Origin of the sequence: Methylocystis suflitae (genome assembly GCF_024448135.1) — a bacterium.
In the GTDB taxonomy this organism is placed as follows: Bacteria; Pseudomonadota; Alphaproteobacteria; order Rhizobiales; family Beijerinckiaceae; genus Methylocystis; species Methylocystis suflitae.
Genome location: NZ_JAMRYX010000014.1, coordinates 1 through 21,094 on the forward strand (window position 1 = coordinate 1; position 21,094 = coordinate 21,094).

A 21,094-nucleotide genomic window follows, 5' to 3' on the forward strand; every position below is an offset into this window, starting at 1 on the left:
ACTCACTCGTTTCATTAGGACGCTTGCGGCGATCGGCGCAGGCGAAGCGTCAGTTTTTGTTTTGTTATGTCTTCGCGAGACGAGAGGCCGCAAAGCGGCGAAAGTCCGCAATCAGACTCCGGCGCGGCGCGCCCTGGAGTCTAACGCAATTCAGGAAATATGAATTGAGGGTGGAGCGCGCGCGCCATTTGCGCCGTTCGCGGCGAAACTCTCGGGCGGCTGCGCAGCGATCGCGCTGGGTTGGATCGGAGCCGCACGTTCGGCGCTGGGCCGTGCGACAGAAATCAGGCGCTCTGGAAGAACGGCATGGCCTGCATGGGCGTTCAGGCAACAGTCCGGACAGCTACGCGTAGAATGCGTTGGCGAGTCGTCGCGTTGCGTCGAACTGCCCTTCTGCGCGGCGGTTGCGTGCAGGCCTGCGACATAAGCGGCATGATCGCAGGCGATTCCGCCTTGGTCCGCGAAGGCATGCGCGGGCCGCGTCGCGCCCGACAGAAGAAGCGAGAGCATCAGCGCGCAAACGGCCGCGACGGCGAGTGCCGCGTGGAATTCCCGACGCATGGCGCGCAACTGTGACATAAATGTCTCTTAGTTGATTTTTTAACCTTTGACAACGCGCGCGGGCTTGGAATGGCTCGGTTTACCAGTCCATGGTCGCTTCCGGCGCCGTCACAGTTAACGGCGCGGAATTCACCAGATTTACATGGGCAACCGCCGACTCGCCACGCTTTTCATTCTCTTCGCGCTTGTCGCGAAACTCGTCTCGCCCTGCGAGGCGGTGGCGGCGAATATTGTCGGCGCGCCTAACGCTTCGATCGCCAAGTGTCATCTGTTCGCTAAGACGTCGCCTCTGGCGCAGGGCGAGTCGGATCAGGCGCCTTCCGATCAGCTTGGTCACGATGGATGCGCCTGCGCGCTTTGCCAGCTCGGCTGGAGCACGTTGCCGCCATCGGACGCCGTTTTTGCGATCCGCGGCGTTGAACACAATCTCGCGCCGCGGGCGCCGCCGGCGCAGGCGCTGGTCCTGTTACGGCCAAACCGCAGCGCCCCGACGCGCGGACCTCCTTCCTTCACCTGATCTGCCGAACGCCACGGCGAAAGCCGTCGAGGTCAGTCGCGCCGCTTAGACCGGCGCCAGAAGGAAACATCTCATGTCTCGTTACTCGCTTCTGCGCGGCGTTTCGGTCGGCGCTCTCACGGTTCTTGCGCTTTCGGAACTTAGCGTCACGCCCGCCGCCGCGCAGCAATCGCTGCCGACCATCGACGTCGGCGGCCAGCGCCGCGGCGTTCCGCGTGGAACTCAGCGCGTCGCAGGCCCTGCGACCGGCACAAACGTGGCTCCGAGCCCGGCGCCAGCGCCTTCGACGCCGTCGGTCTGGGCGGCGACGCTTCCCGACGGCAAGCCGGCCTTTGTTCAGAAGTGGCAATTGCCTAACACGGTCGCGAGCGTCACGCGCCAGCAGATCGATCGGAAAATCAATATCATCGACACGGAAGACGCGGTCAGATACATGCCGAGCCTTTTCGTGCGCAAACGCAACAGCGGCGACACTCAGGCGGTTCTGCAGACTCGCACCTGGGGCGTCGCCTCCTCGGCGCGCAGTCTCGTTTATGCCGATGATTTGCTGCTGACGGCGCTCATCGGCAATGACAATACGATCGGCGCGCCGCGCTGGGGCCTCGTCGCGCCGGAAGAAATCGAGCGCGTCGATTTCCTTTACGGACCCTTCGCGGCGCAATACCCCGGCAACTCGATGGGCGGCGTGTTGAAGATCACGACGCGCATGCCTGAAAAGCTCGAAGTCTCGGTCAGGAACACCACCACGATCCAGGATTTCTCCCAGTGGGGGACGTCGCGAGGCTTCGTCAATAACGTCTCGAGCTTCTTTGTCGGCGATAAGATCGGCGACTTCCTCTGGACGGTCTCCGGCAACTGGCAGCGCGGATCACAGCAGCCGCTCACTTATGTCACGACGCCCAACTTCTATCCCGGCGGCTATCTGGCGACGAATGTCTATGGCACGACATTCGCCAATGTCATCGGCTCAACGGGCAATCTCGCCAACGATCAGATCAATGCGAAACTGAAATTCGCGTATGATTTCACCAACACGATCCGCGGCACGTACACATTCGGCTTCTGGTCCAACGACGGCCAGTCTTATCCCGAGAACTACCTTACTGCGGGAGGCGGTCCCTACTGGGGCGTGACGACCACAGGGCGCGGCCTGAGCAACGCCATTTTGCAGAATTTCGCGACGCAGGGCCGTTACCGGATCCAGGAAAAGATCATGGTCAACGCCGCGGCGGTGCGCTCCAATAGCGGCGGTCCGTTCGACTTCGAAGTGTCGGCTTCGAATTTCACCTATCTGCAGTCCGATCAAATTTCGCCCTGGTCAGCCGCCGTGCCCTTTGGCGGCTACACGCAGACCGGCCGCGATACGGTCTTCACCGGCACCTATTGGACGCTCTTCGACGCGAAGGGCATCGCGCGGCCGCCAGAAGGAATCCTGCAGGGCCACGACATTTCCTTCGGCGTGCACGGCGATCAATTTCACCTGAACAATCCCGTGTGGCTGACGACAAATTGGACCGCGGGGACGGATGCGAGCACCGGCGCGGCGATCTCGATCGCTCAGGGCACGACGCGCACGCAGGCGCTCTGGTTCCAAGACGCCTTCTTTATTACGCCGGACCTGAAGTTCACGGCCGGTCTTCGCGGCGAGCATTGGACGGCGTCGAACGGCTACAATCAACAGACGGGCGTCAACAACTTTGGCACCGGGCTTACGGGCACGAATGTCTCGCGGCTGCCGATCTACCAGCCCAATCTCTACAGCACCCGCTTCTCGCCCAAAGGATCGCTCGAATACAGGTTTGACGACGATTGGCGAGCCGTCGGCTCGATCGGCATGGCGAACCGCTTTCCAACTGTGCGCGAACTCTACAACCTCGCGACCGTCGGCGTGAACGGCGTCGCGACCAACCCAAATCCGAATCTGCGTCCCGAGTCGGCGCTCAGCAAAGAGCTGATGATCGAGCGCAGGCTCGGACCGGACGGAGCCGCGCGCGTCTCCTTTTTCGACGAAGAAGTGCGCGACGCCATCATCAACCAGCTAGTCTCCGTGCCCGGCTCAGCCGCGCAGCTGGTGCAAACGCCGACGAACGTCCAGCGCATTCGCAACAGCGGCGTCGAAGTGGCGTTTCAGAAAGACAACTTCGGCTTCAGGGGGCTTGAAGTGCTCGGCAGCGCCACCTGGCTCAACGCGCGGGTCATCTCCGATCCGACTTGGGCGCCGAGCGTGTCGAACTTTGAGTTTCCCTGGGCGACGTCGGTGGCGGGCAAGACCGTGCCGAACGTTCCTGAATGGCGCGGAACGCTCGCTCTCACCTATCGGCCGGATGATCACTGGGCGTTCACGGTGGCTGGCAGATATCAGAGCAAGCTGTGGCGCACCTTGGCGAACAATGACCGCGCCTATGGAATCTATTTCGCCTTCGATCCGTTCTTCGTCGTCGACACCAAGATCCATTACAAATGGAACGAACGATTCTCGTTCGATTTCGGCGTCGATAATATCGGCAACTATCGATACTTCCTGTTCCATCCGTTCCCGCAAAGAACCTTCTATGTCGCCGCAAGGTATCAATTCGGCGAGACCAAGGGCGAGCCAGGCCTGTTCTACACGGGCAATGAAGGCGGCTTGCCGGACGTGGGCGCCTGGTTCCAGCCGGTCGCCTGGAACTGGTGAGGTTCGGGTCGCGAAGCAGGAGCGCCATGCTTTGCGCAAACGCCGCGGCGCGGCGCGGTTCTTAAACGCTGTCGTGAAAAACAAAACGCCCGGGAGAAACTCCCGGGCGTTTTGTTTTGGCGTCGTTGAAGAGGCTAATGCGCCAGCGACTTGACGATCGATTCGACGGTCTTCTTCGCGTCGCCGAACAGCATCATCGTATTGGACCGAAAGAACAGCTCGTTCTCGACGCCGGCGTATCCAGAGCCCATGCCGCGTTTCAGGAACAGAACCGTCTTCGCCTTTTCGACGTCGAGAATCGGCATGCCGTAGATCGCCGACGTCTTATCGGTCTTGGCGGCGGGGTTGGTCACGTCATTGGCGCCGATGACGAAGGCGACGTCCGCCTGTCCGAATTCGGAGTTGATGTCCTCGAGTTCGAACACTTCGTCATAGGGCACATTGGCCTCGGCCAGCAGCACATTCATATGGCCCGGCATGCGCCCCGCGACCGGATGGATGGCGTATTTGATGTCGACGCCTTCCTCCTTGAGCATGTCGGCCATTTCGCGCAGCGCGTGCTGCGCCTGTGCGACCGCCATGCCATATCCCGGCACGATGATGATCTTGCCGGCGTTCTGCATGATGTAGCCGGCGTCCTCCGCCGAGCCCTGCTTGACGTTGCGCGTCTCCTTGCCGCCGGCAGGCCCCGCCACCTCGCCGCCGAAGCCGCCGAGAATGACGGAGATGAAGCTGCGGTTCATCCCCTTGCACATGATGTAGGAGAGGATCGCGCCCGACGAGCCGACAAGCGCGCCGGTGATGATCAGCGCGAGATTGCCCAGCGTGAAGCCGATGCCCGCCGCCGCCCAGCCCGAATAGGAGTTGAGCATCGAGACGACCACCGGCATGTCGGCGCCGCCGATCGGGATGATCAGCGTCACGCCCAGCGCGAAGGAAGCGAAAATCAGCAGGAACAGCCAGACGCCGCTCTGCGTGCCGACGAAGAGCGCCGTCAGCGCCAGCAGCGCGACGCCAAGCATGATATTGATGGTATGGCGTTCCGGCAGCAGGATCGGCTTGCCGGTCATGCGCTCGGAAAGCTTCAGGAAGGCGATAATCGATCCGGTGAAGGTGATCGCGCCGATGGCCGCGCCGAGCGACATTTCGACGAGGCTGCCGGCGTGAATCTCATTCGCGTCGCCGATGCCGAAAGCGCGCGGCGCGAAAAAGGCGCCCGCCGCCACGAGCACCGCCGCTAGGCCGACCAGCGCGTGGAAGCCCGCGACAAGTTCGGGCATCTTCGTCATTGGAACGCGCTGGGCGATGAAAGCGCCCGCGCCGCCGCCGATGGCGACGCCGATCACGATCATCAGCAGGCCGCCGAATGAGGGAAAATGCGTCAGCAGCGTCGTCGCCACGGCGATCGCCATGCCGATCATGCCGTAGCGATTGCCCTGGCGGGAGGTGGCGGGCGAAGAGAGGCCGCGCAGCGCGAAGATGAACAGCACGCCGGCGACGAGATAGAGAAGGGCTGCGATATTGGCGCTCATGGCGTCAGCCCTTCTTCTTGTACATGGAGAGCATGCGTTCGGTGACGAGGAAGCCGCCGAAGATGTTCACACTGGCGAGAATGACCGCGATGAAACCGAAGGCGTTCGCCCACCAAGAGCCCGAAGCCTCGGCGGCGCTCATGCCTTCGACGCCCGCCGCGAGCAGCGCGCCGACGATGATGACGGAGGAAATCGCATTCGTGACAGACATCAGCGGCGTATGCAGCGCCGGCGTCACCGACCAGACGACGTAATAGCCGACGAAGACCGCCATGGCGAAGATCGCCACGCGGAAGACGAAAGGATCAATCGCGCCGCCGGCGAGTCCGTGCGCCGCCGCGGCGGCGGCCGTATGTGCGAGTTCATCCGAATAGTGTTGCGCCTGTTCGGCCAGATGGCGGGCGGCCTCGGCCGCCGCCTGCGCCTTCTCGAGCAATTGTTGCGTAGAGTCGGTCATCGCTTAACGCCCCTTAGTTTGATATGCGCGCAGGCGGCTATTTAAAACGCTCGTCGACGACGGCGCCGTCGCGGGTCAGCGCGGTCGCCTTCACCAGTTCGTCTTCCCAATTGATGGCGAGCTGCTTGGTGTCCTTCGAGACGAGCGTTTCGACGAAGGCCAGCAAATTCTTGGCGTAGAGGCTCGACGCCGTCGACGCCATGCGGCCGGCGAGATTGAGCGCCCCTAAGATCTTTACGCCGTCGACGACCACGGTTTCGCCGGGCTTGGTCAATTCACAGTTGCCGCCGCGCTCGGCCGCAAGATCGACGATGACCGAACCGGGCCGCATGGAGCGCACCATCTCCGCCGAGATGAGCTTGGGCGCCGGTCGGCCGGGAATCAGCGCCGTGGTGATGACGATGTCCTGCTTGGCGATGTGCGAAGCGACGAGTTCGGCCTGCGCCTTTTGATATTCAGGCGACATCTCCTTGGCGTAGCCGCCGGAGGTCTCGGCCTGTTTGAACTCTTCGTTCTCGACGGCGATGAATTTCGCGCCGAGCGATTCGACCTGCTCCTTCGTCGCCGGCCGCACGTCGGTGGCGGTGACGATCGCGCCCATGCGCCGCGCCGTGGCGATCGCCTGCAGACCGGCGACGCCGACGCCCATTATAAAGACTTTCGCCGCCGGGACGGTGCCGGCGGCGGTCATCATCATCGGAAATGAGCGGCCATATTCGGCCATCGCGTCAATGACGGCGCGATAGCCGGCGAGATTGGCTTGGGACGACAGCACGTCCATGGTTTGCGCCCGCGTGATGCGCGGCATGAGCTCCATGGCGAAGGCGATCGCGCCGCTCTTGGCGAGATCGGCAAGCTGAGCCCCCGCGCCAAATGGATCCATGATCGCGATCACCGCGAGATTGGATTTTGCGCCCGGAAGCTCCGCCGCCGAGGGACGGCGCACGCGCAGCGCGACGTCGGCTCCCGTGAGCGCGGCTGCCGCGTTATCGGCGATCGTCGCGCCGGCGGCGGCGTAGTCGCTGTCGGAGAAGCCAGCGGCGGCGCCCGCCCGGGCCTCGACCACGACGTCGGCGCCCAGCCCGATGAATTTCTTGACGGTCTCGGGTGTGGCCGCGACGCGCGGCTCGGATTTATCCGTTTCAGCCAATACGGCGATGCGCATAACGAACTCCGGTTGTGGAAAAACCGTCGCCGCCAGCTTCGCCGACAGCGGCAAGAAGCGGAGGCTCTGAACCTAGCGCGCGACGAAGAAATACAGCAGGAGCAGCAGGATCGCCGTGCTTGCTGCGCCGATCTTCAGCAGCAACAAGAACGTGTTGTAGGTCCTTACATGCTCGGCCCAGTCGCCGTTCGACTCCGCCGGCGTGCGCAAGCTCGCCATTTCGATCCTCCCGATTCTTGCTGACGCGCGCGTGACCCCGCGTGCGAAGCTGATGCTAAACGAGCCGAAGCGATAGGGCAACGGCCTGAAGCTTTGGAAGGCTGCGGCGCCCCGACGCGCAGGGCAGGCGAACCTGAACGCGGCCCCTTCGGAAGCTCAGGCGCGCGCTTCTCCGCCTGCATGGGGAACATTCGCGCCTTCGCGGCGTTCCAATGCACGCCTGCGGCCCGCGGGCTTCCCCCACATCGCAAAACCGGAGCGGGACGATGGGTCTCTTTTCCAAAGACATCAAGACGATCGACGATCTCTTCGTGCACATGCTGCGCGACGTCTACTATGCTGAAAACCAGATCCTGAAAGCGCTGCCCGACATGGTCGAGAAGGCCTCCGACCCGCAGCTGAGGGAAGTGTTCGAGCAGCATCTGGCCGAGACCGAAAACCAAGTGCGCCGGCTCGAAAAAGTATTTGAGATGCATGGCGTGGCGCCCAAGGGCGTCAACTGCCCGGCGATCGACGGCATCCTCGAAGAGGCTGACGAAATCTCCGGCGAAACCGCCGACAATGAAGTGCTGGACGCCGCGCTGATCGCGAGCGCCCAGGCCGTCGAGCATTATGAAATCACGCGCTATGGCACGCTGATCGCCTGGGCGAAGGAGCTTGGCCGCGAGGACTGCGCGCAGCTTCTGTCAGAGACGCTCGCCGAAGAAAAGAACGCTGACAAAAAACTCTCGTCGCTCGCGGAAGGGCGGATCAACCGCAAGGCCGCCTAACAGAAGGTCGGCTGGAGCGTCGGTGATCGCGGCCGATCGACCGGTGGTTCACGACGCGGCCTTCAGGTATAGAGAACTCGGCGCAGAACAAGGCCCCGGACGCTGGTCCGGGGCTTTGTATGGAGCGCGGACTTTAGAAAAATCCCTGCCGCCCCTTCCGCCGCCCGGCATGGGCGGGGAATGAGGCGCGCCGGCGCCGCACAAGTGTCAATCGAGCACATACGCCGTCAGATCGGCGAGCGATTTACCCTCTGCGTCGGCTTTGCTCCCCAACTCCTCGGAAGGCAGACCGAGCCTATTGACCCAAAACGTCGGATAGCCAAACGCCTTTGCGCCGGCCGCGTCCCATCCGGCGAAGGCGACGAACAAGATCTGGCTTTTCGCCAGTCCGAACGCATTGACGCCTAGCCGATACGCGTCTGGACTTGGTTTGTAGGTCTTCGCCCTATCCGTACTCAGGACATGCTCGAAAACGCCTTCAAGCCTGGACGTTGCGATCGAACCCTTGAGCATATCGGGCGTAAGATTGGAGAGAAACGCCAGACGAACGCCCGCCGACCGCAGTCCCTGCAGAGCCGGCGTCGCGTCCGGCCATGCGCCGAGCGTAAGATATGCGCGAAGGAGTTGATCGCGCGTTTCTCCGCTCAATTGCAGCTTCAGCGCGTTGCCGGCAAAGACCAGCGCTTCCTTGGATACTTCCATGAAGTCCACATATTGGCCTGACGCCGTTCGCAGCCATGAGTATTCGAACTGACGATTTCGCCACAATTCGACAAGTCGCGTTCCGTTTCCCGGAAAAAGCGTCTCGGCGAGTGCGTCAATTGGCCTTGGATCGAAGATTGGAAACGCGTCGAAAGCCAATGCCTTGAAGCGCGCGGTCGCGGTTCTGAAGGAAGGTCGGGGATGCTCCGGCGATCGCAAGCCAGTCATCGACGCCAGACTTCCCTGGATCAGCTGACGACGATCAATGTGCATGGCCCGGCTCCGTCTTCAAAGGTCGACGGGGAGAAACCTAGTTGATGCAAAGACGCCTCTGCAGCGGTAGTTTTGCCGCCCATGTCAGCAAATTCGCCGCCAATGAATTGGAACGATCTGCGCTACGTGCTTGCGGTGGCGCGCGCAAACGCTATCGCGCCAGCGGCAAAGGCTTTGCGGGTGGACGAGACCACGGTGGCGCGGCGGATTCGGCGCATCGAACAGGGCCTTGGGTTGACCCTGTTCGAGCCGCGCTGGCGCCTGACGGAGACCGGCTCGTATATCGTCGAACGCGCGGAGCGCATGGAAGGAGAGGCCATCGCGATCGCGCAAGCGTCGGCTGGCGTCGACTCCGCGCCGACCGGCAGCGTCCGCCTCACTGCAATCCCGCTCATTGCGAGCCGTCTTCTGCTGCCCGCGGTCAAACAGCTGACTCAAATTTATCCCGGACTATCGCTCGAGGTCATCGCCGAGCCGCGCAATCTCAGCGTTATGCGGCGCGATGCCGACATCGCGCTTCGCCACGCGAGGCCGCGAGAGGATCAACGAGCGATCACGCGTCGCATCGCAGACCTCGACTATGCCGTTTACGCGCCAACCGCAGTGGACGCGCGGCGGTTGTCCTGGATTACTTACGAGGCGGAGATGGCCGAGCTTCCACACGTCGCCTGGATCAATCGGGCGGTCAGTCGGCAGGGACATCCGGCGAGCCTTGCCGTCAATGACTCCGAATTGGCCCTGAACGCCGTAAAGAATGGCATCGGAAAGTCGCTGCTTCCCTGTTTGATCGCCGATCGTGAGTCCGGGTTGCGCCGCCTGGGCGACAAAGCTCCCGTGCTCAAACGTGAAGTGTGGCTGCTCGTTAATCCCGGCGACAGACACGTCCCAAGGATCAGGGCGGTGACGGCCTGGATCGAAGGCGTATTCGGCGCGACCCAAAGCCGACAAGGAACGTAAAAAAAGTCCCGGGTTTCCCCGGGACTTTGACTGGATTAGCGATTGGTGGCGAGACTTAAAAGTCCATGCCGCCCATGCCGCCGCCGCCCGGCATGGCCGGCGGGCCTTCCTTCTTCGGCGCTTCGGTGATCGTCGCCTCGGTGGTGATGATCAGACCGGCGATCGAAGCGGCGTCCTGCAGCGCGGTGCGCACGACCTTGGTCGGGTCGATGATGCCGAGCTTCATCAGATCGCCATACTCGCCCTTCTGCGCGTCGAAGCCGTAGCCATATTCGGTCGCCTCGAGCAGCTTGCCGACCACCACGGCGCCGTCGCCGCCGGCGTTGTCGACGATCTGGCGCGCCGGCGCCTGGATCGCCTTGCGGACGATATCGACGCCCGTCTGCTGGTCAGGATTGCCGACCTTGACGCCGTCGAGCGCCTTGATGGCGCGCAGCAACGCCACGCCGCCGCCGGGCGACACGCCTTCTTCGACCGCCGCGCGGGTGGCGTTGAGGGCGTCGTCGACGCGGTCCTTCTTCTCCTTGACTTCGACCTCGGTCGCGCCGCCGACGCGGATCACCGCGACGCCGCCGGCGAGCTTCGCCAGACGTTCCTGCAGCTTTTCGCGGTCGTAGTCCGAGGTCGTCTCTTCGATCTGTCCTTTGATCTGGGAGATGCGCGCCTCGATGTCCTTCTTCTCGCCGGCGCCGTCGATGATCGTCGTGGTCTCCTTCTCGATGCGCACGCGCTTGGCGCGGCCGAGCATGGCGAGCGTGACGTTCTCGAGCTTGATGCCGAGGTCCTCGGCGATCAACTCGCCGCCGGTGAGGATGGCGATGTCTTCGAGCATCGCCTTGCGGCGATCGCCGAAGCCGGGCGCCTTGACGGCGGCGATCTTCAGGCCGCCGCGCAGCTTGTTGACGACGAGGGTCGCCAGCGCTTCGCCTTCGATGTCCTCAGCGACGATGAGCAGCGGTTTGCCGGTCTGCACCACCGCCTCGAGGATCGGCAGCAGCGGCTGCAGCGTCGACAGCTTCTTCTCGTGGATGAGAATGTAGGGATCGTCGAGTTCGGCGATCATCTTCTCGGCGTTGGTGATGAAGTAGGGCGAGAGATAGCCGCGATCGAACTGCATGCCTTCGACGATGTCGGTCTCGGTCTCGAGGCTCTTCGCCTCCTCGACCGTGATCACGCCTTCATTGCCGACCTTCTGCATCGCCTTGGCGATTTCTTCGCCGATGAAGCTGTCGCCATTCGCCGAAATCGTGCCGACCTGCGCGATCTCGTCGTTCGAGGTGACTTTCTTCGAATGCTGCTTGAGATCGGCGACGATGGCTTCCACGGCGAGATCGACGCCGCGCTTCAGATCCATCGGGTTGAGGCCGGCGGCGACCGCCTTGGAGCCTTCGCGGGCGATCGAAGCGGCGAGAACCGTCGCCGTCGTCGTGCCGTCGCCAGCGATGTCGTTCTGCTTGGAGGCGACTTCGCGGACGAGCTGGGCCCCGAGATTTTCGAACCTGTCGGCAAGTTCGATTTCCTTGGCGACGGTGACGCCGTCCTTGCTGATGCGCGGCGCGCCGAAGGACTTTTCAATGACGACGTTGCGGCCCTTGGGACCGAGCGTCACCTTGACGGCGTTGTTGAGGATTTCGACGCCGCGCAGAATGCGATCGCGGGCGTCAGTGGAGAAACGGACGTCTTTTGCAGCCATTTACAATTCTCCTGGGGGTTGGAAGCGAACGGCGGCGTCGAGTCAGTCGACGATGCCGAGGATGTCGCTTTCCTTCATGATGAGCAGGTCTTCGCCGTCGATCTTGACTTCGGTGCCGGACCATTTGCCGAAAAGCACGCGGTCGCCGGACTTCACGTCCAGCGGGTTCAGCTTGCCGTTTTCGTCGCGAGCGCCGGGGCCGACGGAAATAACCTTGCCCTCTTGCGGCTTCTCTTTCGCGGTGTCGGGAATGATGATGCCGCCTTTGGTTTTTTCCTCGCCTTCGAGTCGCTTGACCACGACGCGGTCGTGGAGGGGACGGAACGTCATTGTGAATCTTTCCTTTTCTGACCTGGCGGGTTCGGCCCGCCAAAAAGGGATATGCGAAGGCCTGTTGGCACTCGCGTGAGATGAGTGCCAGCAGGCGCCACACAGATATGGGCGAGGCCTAGCGCTGTCAAGTTGGGGATAGACGTAGAATTTTCGGTTCTGCTGCAGAGCAGCTATAGCGCAGCCTAAAGATTGATCTTAGCCATGAGATGACGACGGGTCGGGCGTGGCGCCTCGAACCGTCCATTTGCCCGGGCAATGGATTTTTGAGAATTGGATGCGCAAATCTTTCCTCGCCCTTTGCTCTTTGGCGGCGTCCTTCAATTCCTGCGCCGCCTCCGCGGCGGACCTTCGCCATTTCGCTGCCAAGCGGCGGTTCGTGTTTCTGAGCGGACCGCTATAGCTTTGGCGGGGCTTAACAAAATAGAAACCATAAGCCTCGATCTAAATTGTAGCGTCGTCGTAAGCGTCGAGCGTCTCGGCGGCTGTTGAAATCGCCGCCCATCGTCTGCCGAAGCCCGGGGCGCCGCATGCGCAAGACGCTGTCCGCATTTATTTCAGTGACGGCTATTTCAATGACGGCCCTCCTGGCCGCCGGCGCCGCCAAGGCCGCCGATCCGACGACGCCGCTCGTTTTGAAAGCGCCGCCGCCAATATTGGCGGCTTCGCCGTGGCGAGTGGAAGTTGGGACCCGTTACTGGTTCAGTTCGGGCAACCATAAATACGATTACTACGACGCCCACGTCCCCGGATTGTTGATTTCACGCCTTACCTTCGGCGATTTGACCGGGCATGCAGCCGAGACCTTCTTTCGCGTCGACCACGAGAGCGGCGTCTTCCTTAAAGGTTTTCTCGGCGGCGGGACTCTCGCGAGCGGCAAGCTCAATGACGAGGACACTGTCGCCGCGACCAAGGGCCCCTACAGCAATACTGTCCATGTTCAGAGCGGCGGCTCGCTCAAATATGTCACCGTCGATCTGGGCTATAGTGTCGTGGAGACAAGATTGCCGACCGGCCAGCCGGTCAGGGTCGGTCCTTTCGTTGGATACAATAATTTCCACGAGCGGATGAATTCATTCGGCTGCGCGCAGATTCTCGCCGGCACGGCGTTTTGCGCGACCGATCCGCCGAACAGGGTTCCTTACCCGACGAGCCTGGACGGGCTCGATTTCGACGTTGCCTGGAACTCGCTGCGCGTCGGCGCCGGCGGCGAGATCGAACTCATGCCGGGCCTGCGCGCATCGCTCGAAGCGGCCTGGATTCATAGCTGGTTGTGGAACACCGACTATCACAATTTTCGTCCCGAAATCCGAGGCGCGCAGCAGTCGGGCAAGGGGAACGGCTTTCAGCTCGAAGGCCTCATCGCCTATGATCTGACGCCGCGTTTCAGCGTGGGCGTCGGCGGCCGTTATTGGCATTTCAGCGCGCCAGGCAAGGACTATGGCGAGCGCCTGTCCACCAATGTGACCAGGCCGATCTATTCATTTTCGCAGCGCTATGGCTTTTTCTTGCAGGCGGGCTACCGCTTTGGCGGGCCTGACGATCCGACCGGCGCTGGAAATTTCGGGCCGTTCTTCGGCAAGGCGGAAGCCGAGCCGCATGAATGGCGCGGCGCCTATGTCGGCGGCCATGTCGGCTATGGTTTCGCCGCGGCGAAGGACACGACGCTTGCGGCGCGCTCGCCGGAAGCGGCGATCCTCCAGACGGGTTTCCAGGCGCCCTTCGCGCAGCGTTCGGACATCGCGGGCTTCGTCGGCGGCGGGCAGATCGGCTATAATTGGCGCTTGCATCCGCTTCTCGTCGGGGGGGTCGAGACCGATTTCGCCTACGCCAATATCGGCGGCTCGTTCGGCGCTTCCGTCAATTTTGGCGTTGGCGACGCCCCTCGGAATTACGCCGCCAGCACCAAACGTCTGCTCGAATGGCTCGGGACGTTGCGCGGGCGGCTTGGGCTGCTGCCCCGCGACGACGTCATGCTCTACGTCACCGGCGGCTTCGCCTATGGCCAGGTCTCGGCGCTTGGGGCGCTCGGAGACGGCAATAAGTTCTGCGCGCTCGACTTCTATTGCTCGGCCGGCGCCTATTCCGGCTTCGCGACGGGCTGGACCGCCGGCGCGGGGCTGGAATACGCCGTCGCCCGCCATTGGAGCCTCAAGGCCGAATGGCTCTACGTCGATCTGGGCCGGCAGAGCTATCAGATCAACGCCTTCGGCGGCTCCGTTCTGGACGGGTTTCCCGCGAATTTCGCCGCGTCAAGCGCCAGCGCGACTCATCTTATCCGCACCGGAGTGAATTACCGGATCGACTGGCCCCAGCCGGCTGGACCGATGATCGTCGCCCAGTGATCGCCTGATCGACGCATGAGCGGGGAAGCGCTTTCTTTTTCGCATTGATCCGCCTTAATGCTGCGATCGCATCATGGAGATCACGCTTGTCTGGCAGACTTTCCCCTCGCGCGCTGGGCCTTGCCGCGGCGCTCGCCGCTCTGGCGTTCGACCAGGCGCATAAATTCTGGATGCTGAATATATTTGACGTCGCCGCCCGGCCGCCGATGAGCCTTGCGCCGTTCCTCGACATCGTATTGTCCTGGAACTACGGCGTCTCCTATTCGCTGTTTCCCGCCCACGAAGCCTTGACCCGCCTCGCGCTGTTGACGATGCAGGGCGCGATCATCGCTGGACTGGCGATCTGGATGGTGCGCACGGAAAGCCGCGCGACGGCTGTGGCGCTGGGATTGATCATCGGCGGCGCGCTCGGCAACGCCGCCGACCGCATCACACGGGGGGCGGTCGCCGATTTCTTCTATCTGCACACCAGCCTGCCCGTCGGACCACTCGCGAACTACGTGTTCAACCTTGCTGATGTGTTCATCACGGCCGGGGTGGCGCTGCTGGTTATTGAGGGGTTTTTCCTGCCCCAGGAGCGGCGCGCCGAGACCTGAACGCGCTCCGGTCGGTCGTGGCCCAGCCTTCGCCACTAAATCGCCAATAAGTCGCGTCCTTGTAGCCGCATATAACCGGAGCCCGAATGGAGTCCGACAGATGAAGCTTGCTCAGTCGCAGCGCTGCGCCCTTTACGCTCTCGCCGGTCTCGCGGCGGTCCTGGCCGCGCCAGCTCTGGCCGGCGATGACAAATCCACGTGGTCGGCGATGATGGAGATGGTCGGCGCGTCTTCGGACGAGCGCGTCGGCAAAATCGATTATAGCGAACGGCCCAAGCTCGTGTTGCCGCCGCGCGTAGGCGACCTCCCGCCGCCGCGCGAGCGGGCCGAGAGGCCGGGCGCTTGGCCGGCCGAACTCTCCGCCGAGAGGCGCCGTAACGTCAACCGCTACGCCCGGGTGCCGAACGCTCCGCCGCCGGAGGCGCCGCGCCCTGGGGTGTTTGCGCGGGTGCTTTCCTTTGGATCAGGCAGTCCACCGCCCGCGCCCGCCATCGAGGAGCCGAGCCGCATCATGCTGACGGAGCCGCCGACGGGCTACCGCCGGCCGACGCAGGACCTCAACAATCTTCGCGAGACCGAAGCCGCCAAGAAGAGCTCCTGGTGGAACCCGTTGAGCTGGGGACGCGGCGGCGCAGACAACTCCGCCGCCAACGCTTCGGGCGCCAACCCCGCCGCCCCGGACATGCGAGGCGGCGGGGCCAAAGCGACCGGGGCCTACAGCGCCGCCGCTCCTGACACGCGAGGCGGCGATATGCTCTCCAACTTCAGCGCCGTGATGCCGCAGTTCCTGCGCGGTAGCTCGGACAACGACAAGAATTAAATTACGGCCTATATAGGAGAGACACTCTCCGAGACGCGGCCGCCGCCGCGGGAAAGGCCGTTCATGTCATTTGAGACGAAGGCGTCAGCCGTTTCGCTTGCGCCTGGGGCGCCCGCGCCGGGGCCTGCGCGTGCGAGCATTACGAGCTTCACGCTCGACAACGGCATGGAAGTCGTCGTCATCCCGGACGCGCGAACGCCTGTCGTCACGCATATGGTCTGGTACAAAAACGGCGCCGCCGACGACCCGCTCGGCCAGTCGGGCATCGCGCATTTTCTCGAACATCTGATGTTCAAAGGCACGGCGGATCACCCGCAGGGCGAGTTCTCGAATCTCGTCGCCGAACTCGGCGGTCAGGAGAACGCCTTCACCAGCTACGATTACACGGCCTATTTCCAGCGCATCGGCAAGGAGCATCTCGCCACGCTGATGGCGTTCGAGGCCGATCGCATGCGCAATCTGGTCCTGACCGACGAGGTCGTCGATCCGGAGCGCGACGTGGTGCTTGAAGAGCGCCGCATGCGCACCGACAGCGACCCTTCGGCGCAGCTCGACGAGGCCGTACAGGCGGCGCTTTTCGCCCATCATCCCTACGGCATCCCGATCATCGGCTGGAATCACGAGATCGAGGGCCTCGATCGGCAGCATGCGCTGGCCTATTACCAGCGCTTCTATACGCCGGAAAACGCCATCCTGATCGTCGCCGGCGACGTCGAGGCCGACGAAGTCGAGCGTATCGCCAAGGACACCTACGGCAAGATCCCCGCCCAGGCCGCGCCGCCGCGGCGCGCCCGTGCGCAGGAGCCGCCGCACCGCGCCCACCGTTTGGTGACGCTGCGCGACGAGAAGGTCGAGCAGCCGGCGCATGAGCAGGTCTATCTCGTGCCGTCCTACAGCACGGCGCAGCCCGGCGAAGCCGAGGCGCTGGAGACGCTCGCTTATATGCTCGGCGGCGGACCAACGAGCGCGCTCTACGACGCGCTGGTCGTCGAGGAGCAGGTCGCGGTCGGCGCCGGCGCCTATTACATGGGCTCCGCCGTCGACGACACGCGGCTGTGGGTCTATGCGACGCCCGCGCCGGACGTTTCACTCCAGGACCTCGACCTCGCGATCGATCGCGTGCTGCGACGCTTCGGAGAAGAGCCGATCGACGCGGAGCATTTGCAGCGCGCCAAGACCCGGCTGATCGCCGACGCCGTCTATGCGCAGGATAGCCAGGTTTCGCTTGCCCGCTGGTATGGCGAGGCTTTGGCCACCGGCCTCACCATCGACGACGTCGTCGCCTGGCCCGAGCGCATGGAGAAGGTGACGGCCGACGACGTGCAAAACGCCGCGCGCAAATGGCTCGACAAGCGCAGGGCCGTCACGGGCTTTCTGCTTCCGGCCTGAGACCAAGATCGCGTCAGAGCGTCGGCGTAAGGCCGACGCCTGACTCGACTGCCCCAGACCTACCGCCGACCTCCATTAGGAACTGAAATGACCGCTCACGCGCCCATCGTCACCATCGCCTCCCGCGCCGAACATGTGCAGAGGATCACGACGCCGGCCGGCCTTGAGGCCTGGCTCGTGGAAAGCCACGCCGTGCCGCTCGTCGCGCTCGAATTCGCGATTCCCGGCGGCGCGTCGCAGGACCCTTGCGAGAAGCCCGGACTGGCGACGCTGCTCGCGGCGACGCTCGACGAAGGCGCCGGCCCCTATGATGCGCGCGGCTTCCATCGCGCCATCGACGATCTCGCGATCCATATCGGCTTCGGCGCCGATCGCGACGCGATCTCGGGCCATCTGCAGACGCTCTCGCGCAATGTCGACAAGGCCTTCGGCCTCTTAAAGCTGGCGCTCAACGACGCGCGGCTGGAGGCCGGCGACGTCGCGCGCGTGCGCAGCCAGCTCGCCGCGGAATTGAAGCGCGACGCCAATGATCCCGATTCGGTGGCGTCGAAAGCCTTTCGCGAAGCGGCCTTCCCGAACCATCCCTATGGGCGCCCGGTGCGCGGCGATCTTGCGTCGATCGATACGCTCTCGCGCGAAGACCTCATCGCCTTGCGCGAGCGGCTTTTCTCAAGACGCGATCTCAAGATCGGCGTCGTCGGCGCGATCGACGCGACGCGGCTGGCGGAACTCCTTGACGCGACCTTCGGCGGGCTGGCGCTGCAAAATGATCTCGCGCCCGTCCCGGAGATCGACGTCGCCAATGTCGGCATGCGCCAGATCGTCGATCTTGACGTGCCGCAATCGACAATCCGCTTCGGGCGCCCGTCGATCACCAAGCACGATCCTGATTACTACGCCGTCGTCGTCGCCAATCACATTCTGGGCGGCGGCGCCTTCACGTCGCGGCTGTTCCGCGAGGTGCGCGAGAAGCGCGGCATGGCCTATTCGGTCTATTCGCATCTCAATGAATATGACCATTGCCCGATGCTGATCGGCGCCGCCGCGACGAAGAACGAGCGCGCCGGCGAAGCGATCGGCGTGATCCAGGAAGAGTTCAGAAATTTCGTCGCCAACGGTCCGACCGAGGATGAATTGGACAAGGCGAAGAAATTCCTGATCGGCTCCTATGCGCTACGCTTCGACACTTCGACGAAGATCGCCAGCCAGCTCGTCAATCTGCAGCTCGACGGATTCGAGCCGAGCTTCCTCGACGAGCGCAATGGCAAGATCGCCGCGGTGACGATGCAGGATTGTCAGCGCGGCGCGAAGCGGCTGCTCGGCGACGGCGATCTGCTGGTGACGGTGGTGGGCAAGCCCGCGGGGGTGTGAGCGCCGGTCACGCGCCGCCAGTGGTCGGCATCTTGCTAAGAGACTGTCATGGATAATCCTCTCCTAACGGCGTGGAGCGGCCCTTTCCGCCTGCCGCCTTTCAACGCGGTCCAGCCCGCGCATTTCCGCGAGGCGTTCGAAACGGCCTTCGCCGAGCACAAGGCCGAGATCGACGTCATCGCCAGCGACCGGTCGTCGCCGAGTTTCGACAATGTCATCGGCGCGCTGGAGCGGGCGGGGCGCCTTCTGACCGATGTCGGCGCGGTGTTCTGGAATCTCGCCGCCACCGACACGACGCCCGACTTGCAGGCGATCGAGCGCGATATGGCCGGCGCCTTTTCGCGTCACTCCAGCGACATCTCGATGAATCCCGCGCTGTTTCGCCGGATCGAGGCGCTTTACGAGACGCGCGGGGCGATCGATGTGACGCCGGAGCAGCGGCGCGTTCTTGAACTGACCTACAAGAACTTCGTGCGCGCGGGCGCGAAGCTGAACGACGCCGACAAGGCGCGCCTCAAGGCGATCCTCGAACGGCTGGCGGGCCTATCGACGCAGTTTTCGCAAAATGTGCTGGCCGATGAATCATCATGGCTGCTGCTGCTCGACGAGAGCGATCTCGACGGGCTTTCGCCCGACTTTCGCGCCGGCGCCGCGCGCATTGCGGCCGAGCGCGGATCGCCCGGCAAATATGGCGTGACGCTGTCGCGCTCCAGCGCGGAAGTCTTTCTGCAAAGCTCGACGCGGCGCGATCTGCGCGAGACGGTGTTTCGCGCCTGGGCGAGCCGCGGCGAGAATGCGGGCGCGACCGACAACCGCCTGCTCATCCGCGAAATCCTGCAATTGCGCGAAGAGCGCGCGAAGCTTCTCGGCTTCGACAATTTCGCCGCTTTCAAACTCGACGACACGATGGCGAAGACGCCGGCCGCCGTGCGCGAACTCATCGGTCATGTCTGGACGCCGGCGCTGACGCGCGCCGCCGAGGAGCGCGCCCAGATCCAGGCGATGGTCGAGGAAGAGGGCGCGAATTTCACCGTCGCGGCGCATGACTGGCGCTATTACGCCGAGCGCGTGCGTGCGAAGCGCTACGATCTCGATCAGGCCGCGCTGCGTCCCTACTTCCAGCTCGACAACATGATCGCCGCGGCGTTCGATGTTGCGCAAAAACTCTTCGGCCTCCGCTTCGTCGAGCAGAAGGGCCTGGCGCTCTACCATCCGGATGTGCGCGCCTTCGATGTGCTGGACAGCAACGGCAAGCATGTTGCGCTGTTCCTTGCCGATTATTTTGCGCGGCCGTCGAAGCGCGGCGGCGCCTGGATGTCGGACTTCCGTTCCCAGCACAAGCTCTGGGACGAGGTGCGGCCCGTCATCATCAATGTGATGAATTTCACCAAGGGCGCCGATGGCGCGCCGACGCTGCTCAGCCTCGACGACGCCCGCACGCTGTTCCATGAATTCGGCCATGGCTTGCATGGCATGCTGTCGGACGTGACCTATCCTTCGATCGCCGGCACGAATGTCGCGCGCGATTTCGTCGAGCTGCCCTCGCAGCTGTACGAGCACTGGCTGCTGGAGCCGGCGGTGCTGAAGAAATTCGCGCTGCATGCCGAGACGGGCGCGCCCATTCCCGATGATCTCGTCGCGCGCATCACTGCGTCGCGCCACTTCAATCAGGGTTTCGCGACGGTCGAGTTCTGCGCCTCGGCGCATGTCGATCTCGACATTCACGCGCAAAACGTCGCGCCGGATTTCGACGCCGGCGACTTCGAGGCTGACAGCCTCGCGCGTATTTCCATGCCGCCGGAAATCGTCATGCGGCACCGCCTGCCGCATTTTTCGCATATTTTCTCCGGCGACGGTTATTCGGCGGGCTATTACAGCTATCTTTGGGCCGAAACGCTCGACGCCGACGCTTTCGAGGCCTTCAAGGAGACGGGCGACCCCTTCGCGCCCGAGGTCGCGCAGCGCCTGCGCGATCACATCTATGCCGCGGGCGGACGGCAGGACGCGGCGGACGCCTATGTGGCCTTCCGCGGGCGAATGCCGACGGTGGAGCCGCTGCTACGGCAACGAGGATTTGCGGAGCCGGCGGGGTAAAAAGTCTCACAATCGTCCAAACGCCGCATCGTGCCTTAGCGAATTTAGCGCCTCTATCGTGGCGGCGTGCAGGCAGTCAGCTCGCCGGCTTCGATGACGACGGGCGGCGGGCGCTGTGGCGTACGCCGTGAATGACGATCTCGGTTTCGGAGGCGCGATAGAAGATTAAATAGGGGTACGGATAGACGATCATGCGTCGAATGCCGCTTTTGCTGGTCGGATGGCCGGCTTGCGGATGCTCCAAGAGGAGAGCCGCCATCGCCTGAATTCGGGCTTTGATGCTGCGCGCGCCCTAAGGAGAACGCTCGTCAATGAAGGAAAGAATCTCGTCAAGTTCAACGACGGCGCGAAGCTTCACAGCCCATGCTTCGCCCATATGGCCCGCACTTGATCGTCGGTCGCAAACTCGCCGCGCTCGGCCTGCGCCAGAGATTCTTCGAACGAGGCTTCTTCTTCGGGGTTGAGCTGCTGGGCAAGCACTTCCTTGATGGCGGCGGCGGAGCCAACATGAAGGTTCGCTTTCTTCTTCATGACAATAACTCGCCCTTCAAAAATGCGGCGTGGCGAGAATGAAAATTAGCAATAAGGCTCTTCCAGGCAAATAATACGGATTCCGACTGATCCGTTCG

The 21,094-nt window shown here is 63.2% G+C and carries 19 protein-coding genes; 10 read left to right on the forward strand and 9 right to left on the reverse strand.

The genetic code is table 11. The features are described from left to right. Positions 1-703 precede the first annotated feature (703 nt). Positions 704-1,078, forward strand: a complete 375-nt coding sequence (locus NEI07_RS00855; RefSeq protein ID WP_256032069.1) for a DUF2946 family protein — start codon at positions 704-706, stop codon at positions 1,076-1,078. Positions 1,079-1,151: 73 nt separating this feature from the next. Continuing rightward, complete coding sequence (locus NEI07_RS00860; protein ID WP_256032070.1) at positions 1,152-3,752, forward strand: TonB-dependent receptor; 2,601 nt, start codon at positions 1,152-1,154, stop codon at positions 3,750-3,752. Between the two features lie 134 nt (positions 3,753-3,886). Here NEI07_RS00860 and NEI07_RS00865 read toward each other — a convergent pair whose 3' ends face one another. From NEI07_RS00865 to NEI07_RS00880, 4 genes are all read right to left on the reverse strand, one after another. Beyond that, positions 3,887-5,284, reverse strand: a complete 1,398-nt coding sequence (locus NEI07_RS00865; RefSeq protein WP_256032071.1) for an NAD(P)(+) transhydrogenase (Re/Si-specific) subunit beta — start codon at positions 5,282-5,284, stop codon at positions 3,887-3,889. A gap of 4 nt (positions 5,285-5,288) precedes the next feature. Further along, positions 5,289-5,741 carry an NAD(P) transhydrogenase subunit alpha gene (locus NEI07_RS00870; RefSeq protein WP_256032072.1) on the reverse strand — a complete coding sequence of 151 codons (453 nt, stop codon included), beginning with the start codon at positions 5,739-5,741 and terminating at the stop codon, positions 5,289-5,291. A 37-nt stretch (positions 5,742-5,778) separates the two neighbouring features. Beyond that, positions 5,779-6,906: a Re/Si-specific NAD(P)(+) transhydrogenase subunit alpha gene (locus tag NEI07_RS00875; protein WP_256032074.1), complete on the reverse strand. Its 1,128-nt coding sequence runs from the start codon at positions 6,904-6,906 to the stop codon at positions 5,779-5,781. 72 nt (positions 6,907-6,978) lie between these two features. Next, entirely contained in the window at positions 6,979-7,125 is a 147-nt protein-coding gene (locus tag NEI07_RS00880; protein ID WP_123176927.1) for an aa3-type cytochrome c oxidase subunit IV, read from the reverse strand. 266 nt (positions 7,126-7,391) lie between these two features. Between NEI07_RS00880 and NEI07_RS00885 the strand changes: the two genes are divergently transcribed. Next, a complete protein-coding gene (locus NEI07_RS00885; protein ID WP_256032076.1) occupies positions 7,392-7,895 on the forward strand; it encodes a YciE/YciF ferroxidase family protein in 504 nt (167 codons plus the stop codon). Positions 7,896-8,102: 207 nt separating this feature from the next. Here NEI07_RS00885 and NEI07_RS00890 read toward each other — a convergent pair whose 3' ends face one another. Further along, positions 8,103-8,870: a haloacid dehalogenase type II gene (locus tag NEI07_RS00890; protein ID WP_256032079.1), complete on the reverse strand. Its 768-nt coding sequence runs from the start codon at positions 8,868-8,870 to the stop codon at positions 8,103-8,105. Positions 8,871-8,972: 102 nt separating this feature from the next. On the opposite strand from NEI07_RS00890, the gene NEI07_RS00895 reads away from it, so the two are divergent. Beyond that, entirely contained in the window at positions 8,973-9,827 is an 855-nt protein-coding gene (locus tag NEI07_RS00895) for a LysR family transcriptional regulator (protein ID WP_256032081.1), read from the forward strand. A 55-nt stretch (positions 9,828-9,882) separates the two neighbouring features. Here the strand turns inward: NEI07_RS00895 and groL are convergent, their stop codons facing one another. Then, the gene (gene groL / locus NEI07_RS00900) at positions 9,883-11,520 is read right to left on the reverse strand and encodes a chaperonin GroEL (protein ID WP_256032083.1); all 1,638 of its coding nucleotides are present in this window, start codon (positions 11,518-11,520) and stop codon (positions 9,883-9,885) included. A 42-nt stretch (positions 11,521-11,562) separates the two neighbouring features. After that, entirely contained in the window at positions 11,563-11,850 is a 288-nt protein-coding gene (gene groES / locus NEI07_RS00905; protein WP_256032085.1) for a co-chaperone GroES, read from the reverse strand. A gap of 575 nt (positions 11,851-12,425) precedes the next feature. On the opposite strand from groES, the gene NEI07_RS00910 reads away from it, so the two are divergent. The 6 genes from NEI07_RS00910 to NEI07_RS00935 all read left to right on the forward strand — a co-directional run bounded on the left by NEI07_RS00910 (position 12,426) and on the right by NEI07_RS00935 (position 20,465). Next, positions 12,426-14,195: an outer membrane protein gene (locus NEI07_RS00910; protein WP_256032086.1), complete on the forward strand. Its 1,770-nt coding sequence runs from the start codon at positions 12,426-12,428 to the stop codon at positions 14,193-14,195. 86 nt (positions 14,196-14,281) lie between these two features. After that, entirely contained in the window at positions 14,282-14,791 is a 510-nt protein-coding gene (lspA, locus tag NEI07_RS00915; protein ID WP_256032088.1) for a signal peptidase II, read from the forward strand. A 100-nt stretch (positions 14,792-14,891) separates the two neighbouring features. Further along, positions 14,892-15,611 (forward strand): hypothetical protein, encoded by a 720-nt coding sequence (locus NEI07_RS00920; protein WP_256032089.1) that lies wholly within the window; start codon positions 14,892-14,894, stop codon positions 15,609-15,611. A 63-nt stretch (positions 15,612-15,674) separates the two neighbouring features. Next, positions 15,675-17,000, forward strand: coding sequence for a M16 family metallopeptidase (locus NEI07_RS00925; RefSeq protein ID WP_256032090.1), 1,326 nt, complete (start codon positions 15,675-15,677; stop codon positions 16,998-17,000). Between the two features lie 87 nt (positions 17,001-17,087). Beyond that, positions 17,088-18,371 (forward strand): M16 family metallopeptidase, encoded by a 1,284-nt coding sequence (locus tag NEI07_RS00930; protein WP_256032092.1) that lies wholly within the window; start codon positions 17,088-17,090, stop codon positions 18,369-18,371. A gap of 48 nt (positions 18,372-18,419) precedes the next feature. Then, entirely contained in the window at positions 18,420-20,465 is a 2,046-nt protein-coding gene (locus NEI07_RS00935) for a M3 family metallopeptidase (protein WP_256032095.1), read from the forward strand. A gap of 76 nt (positions 20,466-20,541) precedes the next feature. On the opposite strand, the gene NEI07_RS00940 is transcribed toward NEI07_RS00935, so the two are convergent. Together NEI07_RS00940 and NEI07_RS00945 are read right to left on the reverse strand one after the other, a co-directional pair. Beyond that, positions 20,542-20,745, reverse strand: a complete 204-nt coding sequence (locus tag NEI07_RS00940) for a type II toxin-antitoxin system RelE/ParE family toxin (RefSeq protein ID WP_256032098.1) — start codon at positions 20,743-20,745, stop codon at positions 20,542-20,544. 74 nt (positions 20,746-20,819) lie between these two features. Further along, the gene (locus NEI07_RS00945) at positions 20,820-20,996 is read right to left on the reverse strand and encodes a hypothetical protein (RefSeq protein WP_256032097.1); all 177 of its coding nucleotides are present in this window, start codon (positions 20,994-20,996) and stop codon (positions 20,820-20,822) included. Positions 20,997-21,094 lie beyond the last annotated feature (98 nt).

Excerpts from the sequence above, each read along its gene's own strand:
- NEI07_RS00855 (WP_256032069.1), top strand. The coding sequence starts at position 704 with ATGGGCAACCGCCGACTCGCCACGCTTTTCATTCTCTTCGCGCTTGTC.
- NEI07_RS00860 (WP_256032070.1), top strand. The coding sequence starts at position 1,152 with ATGTCTCGTTACTCGCTTCTGCGCGGCGTTTCGGTCGGCGCTCTCACG.
- NEI07_RS00865 (WP_256032071.1), bottom strand. The coding sequence starts at position 5,284 with ATGAGCGCCAATATCGCAGCCCTTCTCTATCTCGTCGCCGGCGTGCTG.
- NEI07_RS00870 (WP_256032072.1), bottom strand. The coding sequence starts at position 5,741 with ATGACCGACTCTACGCAACAATTGCTCGAGAAGGCGCAGGCGGCGGCC.
- NEI07_RS00875 (WP_256032074.1), bottom strand. The coding sequence starts at position 6,906 with ATGCGCATCGCCGTATTGGCTGAAACGGATAAATCCGAGCCGCGCGTC.
- NEI07_RS00880 (WP_123176927.1), bottom strand. The coding sequence starts at position 7,125 with ATGGCGAGCTTGCGCACGCCGGCGGAGTCGAACGGCGACTGGGCCGAG.
- NEI07_RS00885 (WP_256032076.1), top strand. The coding sequence starts at position 7,392 with ATGGGTCTCTTTTCCAAAGACATCAAGACGATCGACGATCTCTTCGTG.
- NEI07_RS00890 (WP_256032079.1), bottom strand. The coding sequence starts at position 8,870 with ATGCACATTGATCGTCGTCAGCTGATCCAGGGAAGTCTGGCGTCGATG.
- NEI07_RS00895 (WP_256032081.1), top strand. The coding sequence starts at position 8,973 with ATGAATTGGAACGATCTGCGCTACGTGCTTGCGGTGGCGCGCGCAAAC.
- groL (WP_256032083.1), bottom strand. The coding sequence starts at position 11,520 with ATGGCTGCAAAAGACGTCCGTTTCTCCACTGACGCCCGCGATCGCATT.
- groES (WP_256032085.1), bottom strand. The coding sequence starts at position 11,850 with ATGACGTTCCGTCCCCTCCACGACCGCGTCGTGGTCAAGCGACTCGAA.
- NEI07_RS00910 (WP_256032086.1), top strand. The coding sequence starts at position 12,426 with ATGACGGCCCTCCTGGCCGCCGGCGCCGCCAAGGCCGCCGATCCGACG.
- NEI07_RS00920 (WP_256032089.1), top strand. The coding sequence starts at position 14,892 with ATGAAGCTTGCTCAGTCGCAGCGCTGCGCCCTTTACGCTCTCGCCGGT.
- NEI07_RS00925 (WP_256032090.1), top strand. The coding sequence starts at position 15,675 with ATGTCATTTGAGACGAAGGCGTCAGCCGTTTCGCTTGCGCCTGGGGCG.
- NEI07_RS00930 (WP_256032092.1), top strand. The coding sequence starts at position 17,088 with ATGACCGCTCACGCGCCCATCGTCACCATCGCCTCCCGCGCCGAACAT.
- NEI07_RS00935 (WP_256032095.1), top strand. The coding sequence starts at position 18,420 with ATGGATAATCCTCTCCTAACGGCGTGGAGCGGCCCTTTCCGCCTGCCG.
- NEI07_RS00945 (WP_256032097.1), bottom strand. The coding sequence starts at position 20,996 with ATGAAGAAGAAAGCGAACCTTCATGTTGGCTCCGCCGCCGCCATCAAG.